Origin of the sequence: Streptomyces flavofungini (assembly GCF_041028215.1) — a bacterium.
GTDB lineage: Bacteria > Actinomycetota > Actinomycetes > Streptomycetales > Streptomycetaceae > Streptomyces > Streptomyces flavofungini_B.
In genome coordinates, this window is record NZ_JASKYR010000499.1 from 1 (window position 1) to 5,615 (window position 5,615).

The window sequence follows — 5,615 nt, forward strand, 5'->3', positions numbered from 1 at the left end:
GAAGGAGCCTGCGTGACCCCCCACATATCCCGTAAGCGTTCGACGCTGGCCATCGCCACCGCCGTCGCCGCAGGAGCGATGCTCGCCGCCGGGCTGACCACCGGCGCCTCCGCGGAGCCCGCCAAGGACGCCACGTCCGCCGGCGCGCCCGTCAGCCTCTCGGCGTCGACGCGCGCGGACCTCCTGAAGGACGCCTCCGCCGACCGGGCGGCCACCGCCGACAGGATCGGTCTCGGCGCCAAGGAGAAGCTCGTCGTCCGCGACGTCGTCAAGGACGCCGACGGCACCACCCACACCCGCTACGAGCGCACCTACGACGGCCTGCCCGTCCTCGGCGGCGACCTCGTCGTGCACACCGCGAAGAGCGGCAAGGTCGAGGGCGTCACCAAGGCGGTCAAGGCCACCGTGAAGGTCGCCAGCACCGACGCCAGGCTGGGCAAGGCATCGGCCGTCAAGGCCGCCGAGACGACGGCCGCCAGAGCCAGGACGTCGAAGGCCGACGCCAACGCCCCGCGCAAGGTGATCTGGGCGGCCGACGGCAAGCCCACCCTGGCCTACGAGACCGTCGTCACCGGGGTGCAGAAGGACGGCACGCCCAGCCGTCTGCACGTCGTCACCGACGCGGCGACCGGCAAGAAGCTGTACGAGCGCCAGGCCATCGAGAACGGCACCGGCAACAGCCAGTACAGCGGCAAGGTCGAGCTCGGCACCAAGAAGGGCGGCAGCGGCTTCGAGCTGACCGACGACGAGCGCGGCGGCCACAGCACGTTCGACCTGAACCACTCCCAGAGCGGTGAGGGCAAGCTCGTCACGGACGACGACGACACCTGGGGCAACGGCAAGCCCGACGACGTGCAGACCGCCGCCGTCGACGCCGCCTACGGCGCGCAGCTGACCTGGGACTACTACAAGTCCGTGCACGGCCGCAGCGGCATCAAGGGCGACGGCAAGGGCGCCACCTCGCGCGTCCACTACGGCAACGGCTACGTCAACGCCTTCTGGGACGACAGCTGCTTCTGCATGACCTACGGCGACGGCGAGGGCGACAAGAAGCCCCTGACCTCGCTGGACGTCGCGGCCCACGAGATGACGCACGGCGTCACCTCGGCGACCGGCAACATGGAGTACAGCGGTGAGTCCGGCGGCCTGAACGAGGCCACCTCCGACATCTTCGCGGCCTCGGTCGAGTTCAACGCCAAGAGCCCCGAGGACGTCGGCGACTACCTCATCGGCGAGAAGATCGACATCAATGGCGACGGCTCGCCGCTGCGCTACATGGACAAGCCCTCGAAGGACGGCCAGTCCCTGGACGCCTGGAGCGAGGACGCGGGCAACGTCGACGTCCACTACTCCTCGGGCATCGCCAACCACTTCTTCTACCTGCTGTCCGAGGGCAGCGGCGCCAAGGAGATCAACGGCGTCACGTACGACTCCCCGACGGCCGACGGCTCCAAGGTCGAGGGCATCGGCCGCGACAAGGCCGAGAAGATCTGGTTCAAGGCCCTGACGACGTACTTCACGTCGACGACGGACTACAAGGCGGCCCGTGAGGGCTCCCTGAGCGCCGCGAAGGACCTCTACGGCGCGGACTCCGCCGAGTACAAGGGCGTCGACGCGGCCTGGGCCGCGGTCAACGTCAAGTAGCGGCGAGGCGGTGGGGGCGGCGATCCGGATTCCGGATCACCGCCCCTTCCGTGCGTCCGCGCCGCGTCCTCACCGCATCAGGACCCCCGCCTCCTCCCCCGTGCCCTCCGAGGGCAGCGCCACGAGCCCCAGCTCGGCCCCGCTGGCAAGGAGCCGGTGCGCGGGCAGGATGCGCACGGTGTATCCGAAGGGTCCGGTGCGGTCCAGGGCGAGGGGGCCTTCGTAGACCCGGCGCCCCTCGACGTCGGGCCCGCTCGTCGGCTTCAGCGGCACCGGCGAGGCGTCGGCGATGTGGTCCTCGGGGTCGACGCGCCCCGCGATGGCCTGCACCTCCACGTCGTCCGGCGAGAGCTCACCGAGGTTGACCCGCACCCGCAGGGAGAGCGTGGCCCCCAGCTCGGCCGTGGCCCCGGTGGCCGAGGCCTCGACGTGGTCGACGGCCACCCTCGGCCAGGCGGCACGGACCCGCCCCTTCCAGGCGGCCAGCTCCCCCGCCGACGCGGTGTCGAGCGCGCGGTGTGCCCGCGCCGCGGGCACGTACAGCTTCTCCACGTACTCGCGGACCATCCGCCCCGCGAGGACCTTGGGGCCGAGCCGGGTCAGTGTGCGGCGGACCATCTCGATCCAGCGGTCGGGCAGGCCGCCGGGGCCCTGTTCGTAGAAGCGCGGGGCGATGCGGCGCTCCAGGAGGTCGTAGAGCGCGGCGGCCTCCAGGTCGTCGCGGCGGTCGTCGTCGGTGGCCGCGCCGTCCGCCGTGGGGATGGCCCAGCCGAAGTCGGGCTCGAACCACTCGTCCCACCAGCCGTCGAGGACGGAGAGGTTCAGACAGCCGTTCAGGGCCGCCTTCATGCCGGAGGTGCCGCAGGCCTCCAGCGGGCGCAGCGGATTGTTCAGCCACACGTCGCAGCCGGGGTAGAGCTTCTGCGCCATCGCCATGCCGTAGTCGGGCAGGAAGACGATGCGGTTGCGCACCCGGGGGTCGTCGGTGAACCGCACCAGCTCCTGGATGAGCCGCTTGCCGCCGTCGTCCGCCGGATGCGCCTTGCCCGCGACGACGATCTGGACGGGCCGCTCGGCGTGGCGCAGCAGCCGCATGAGCCGGTCCCGGTCGCGCAGCATGAGCGTGAGCCGCTTGTAGGAGGGGACGCGGCGCGCGAAGCCGATGGTGAGGACGTCGGGGTGGAGCACCTCGTCGATCCAGCCGAGCTCGGCGCTGGCCGCCCCGCGCTGCCGCCAGGAGTCGTACAGGCGCCGCCTGACCTCCTCCACGAGCTGCCCGCGCAGGGTGCGGCGCAGCTCCCAGATGTCGGAGTCGCCGATCTCGGCGACCGAGTCCCAGCGGTCGGAGCCGCCCACCGAGAGCGCGTCCTCGGTGCGCCGCTCGCCGATCTGCCGGGCGCCGAGCCGGAACACCTCGGGGGCGACCCAGGTCGGGGCGTGCACGCCGTTGGTGACCGAGGCGATCGGGACCTCAGCGGCGTCGAAGCCCGGCCAGAGCCCGGCGAACATCTCGCGGCTGACCGCGCCGTGCAGGGTGCTCACGCCGTTGGCGCGGCTGCCGAGGCGCAGCCCCATCACCGCCATGTTGAAGAGGTTGGGCTCGCCGCCCGGATAGGTCTCCATGCCGAGCCGGAGGACAGCGCCGACGTCGATGTCGGGCAGCTCGGCGCCGGGCCCGAAGTGCCGGGCGACCAGCTCGCGGTCGAAGCGGTCGATCCCGGCGGGCACGGGGGTGTGGGTGGTGAAGACGGTCCCCGCCCGCACCGCCTCAAGACCCGCGTCGAAGTCGACGCCCGCCGCGACGAGCTCGTGGATGCGTTCGAGCCCGAGGAACCCGGCGTGTCCCTCGTTGGTGTGGAACACCTCCGGCTCCGGATGCCCGGTCAGCCGGCAGTGGATCCGTACGGCACGCACTCCGCCGATGCCGAGGAGCATCTCCTGGAGCAGCCGGTGCTCGCTGCCGCCGCCGTAGAGCCGGTCGGTGACGTCGCGCTCACCGGGGTCGTTCTCCTCGACGTCGGAGTCGAGCAGGAGGAGCGGCACGCGGCCGACCTGCGCGTGCCAGATGTGGGCCAGCATCGCGCGCCCGCCGGGCAGGGCGAGGGAGACCTTGGCGGGCGTGCCGTCGGTCTCGCGGAGCAGCGAGACGGGCAGCTCGTTGGGGTCGAGTACGGGGTAGTGCTCCTGCTGCCAGGCGTCGCGGGACAGCGACTGGCGGAAATAGCCGTGCCGGTAGAGCAGGCCGACCCCGATGAGCGGCACCCCGAGGTCGCTGGCGGCCTTGAGGTGGTCCCCGGCGAGGATGCCGAGGCCGCCGGAGTACTGCGGCAGGGCGGCCGTGATGCCGAACTCCGGCGAGAAGTAGGCGACGGCGCGGGGCAGTTCGGGGGCCGTCCGGTCGGGTTCATTGGGGTCGCGGCCCTGTTCCTGGTACCAGCGGTCCCCGGTGAGGTACTCGTCGAGGTCCGCGGCCGCCTCGTCGAGCCGCCGCAGGAAGTCCGCGTCCCCGGCCAGCTCGGTCAGGCGCGCGGACGGGACACCGCCCAGCAGGCGCACGGGGTCGCAGCCGGACGCCGTCCACCGGGCGGGGTCGACGGACTCGAAGAGCTCACGGGTGCGCGGATGCCACGACCAGCGCAGATTGCGGGACAGCTCGGCCAGCTTGCCGAGGGGTTCGGGAAGGACGGGACGTACGGTGAATCGTCGGATTGCCTTCACGGTCTCCACCTTCGCGGGGATTCGCCTGGATGCGGCACGTATTTACCTCCGCGAGTCGAAGGTAGCGGCGGTCGGCACTCCCCCACCACGGCGCGGGCACGGGGCGCACGGCGTGTCCCGGACCGCGACGCGGCTCAGGACGCCTTCCTTTCCCCGTTGTAATCTGCAAGCTCTCGTCGAGGCACGGGAATTGACAGCGGTACCACCCGGGGGGCATGTGGATGATCGGCCAGTTGCGTGAGGCTTCGCCCATGCGGGTGGGTCCCTACGAGAGTGTGGGGCGGCTCGGCGCCGGAGGCATGGGCGAGGTCTTCCTCGCCACCCCGGACGCGGCGTCCCCGGGGCACTACGAACCGGACGCGCTCGTCGCCGTCAAGGTGATCCGCCGCGACATCGCGGGCGACCCCGCCTTCCGTGCCCGGTTCCGGCGCGAGATAGCGGTGGCGGCCTCGGTGCGCAGCCCGTACGTGGCGCGTCTCGTCGGCGGCGACGCGGAGGCCGCGGAGCCGTGGCTCGCCACCGAGTACGTCGCGGGGCCGAACCTCGCGGAGGCCGTGCGCGCGCACGGTCCGCTGCCCCTGGGAGCCGTCGCCGCCCTCGGCGCCGGGCTCGCCCACGCCCTCGCCGCGGTGCACGCGGCGGGCGCCCTGCACCGCGACCTGAAACCGGCGAACGTCCTGCTCGGCGCCGACGGGCCGAAGCTCATCGACTTCGGCGTGGCACGGGCGCTCGGCGCGACCACGATGACCTCGACGGGCCTGCTCGTGGGCACCCCCGGTTTCATGTCCCCCGAGCACGTGGCGGGCGGGCGGCACGTGGTGGCCGCGTCCGACGTGTTCTGCCTGGCGTCGGTGCTGGCGTACGCGGCCTCCGGCGGTGACCCGTTCGGGGACGGCCCGGTGGCCGCCGTGCTCTACCGCGTCTCGCGCGCCGAGGCCCGTCTGGACGAGGTGCCCGCCGGGCTGCGGGAGGTCCTCGCCGCCTGTCTGGTGCCCGAGCCCGGCGACCGCCCGGCCCCGCACGAGGTCGCGGACCGGCTCGACGCGCTGCGGGACGTCACCGGCGCCCCCGGCTGGCCCGCGCCCGTGGTCGCCGCCATCGAGGAGATCCGCCGTGACACGCTCCAGTTGTGCGCGTCCGGCCGCCCGCTGCTCCCGCTCCCCGCAGCCCCGCAGGCCACACCGGCCACACCGACCCCGACGCAGACCCCCACGTGGACGCCGCCTGGACCCGTCGCGCCCCCGGTGCACGGG

Annotated in this window: 3 protein-coding genes; 2 read left to right on the top strand and 1 reads right to left on the bottom strand. The window is 72.9% G+C overall.

Going from position 1 to position 5,615, the window contains the following annotated elements:
• Positions 1–12 precede the first annotated feature (12 nt).
• Complete coding sequence (locus tag AB8Z36_RS28040) at positions 13–1,644, top strand: M4 family metallopeptidase (RefSeq protein WP_369216172.1); 1,632 nt, start codon at positions 13–15, stop codon at positions 1,642–1,644.
• Positions 1,645–1,713: 69 nt separating this feature from the next.
• Here AB8Z36_RS28040 and glgP read toward each other — a convergent pair whose 3' ends face one another.
• On the bottom strand, positions 1,714–4,362 hold the full coding sequence (gene glgP / locus AB8Z36_RS28045) for an alpha-glucan family phosphorylase (protein WP_369216173.1): 2,649 nt from the start codon (positions 4,360–4,362) through the stop codon (positions 1,714–1,716).
• Between the two features lie 251 nt (positions 4,363–4,613).
• Between glgP and AB8Z36_RS28050 the strand changes: the two genes are divergently transcribed.
• Positions 4,614–5,615: serine/threonine-protein kinase (locus AB8Z36_RS28050; protein WP_369216174.1), on the top strand; the 1,002-nt coding region annotated here is incomplete at its 3' end.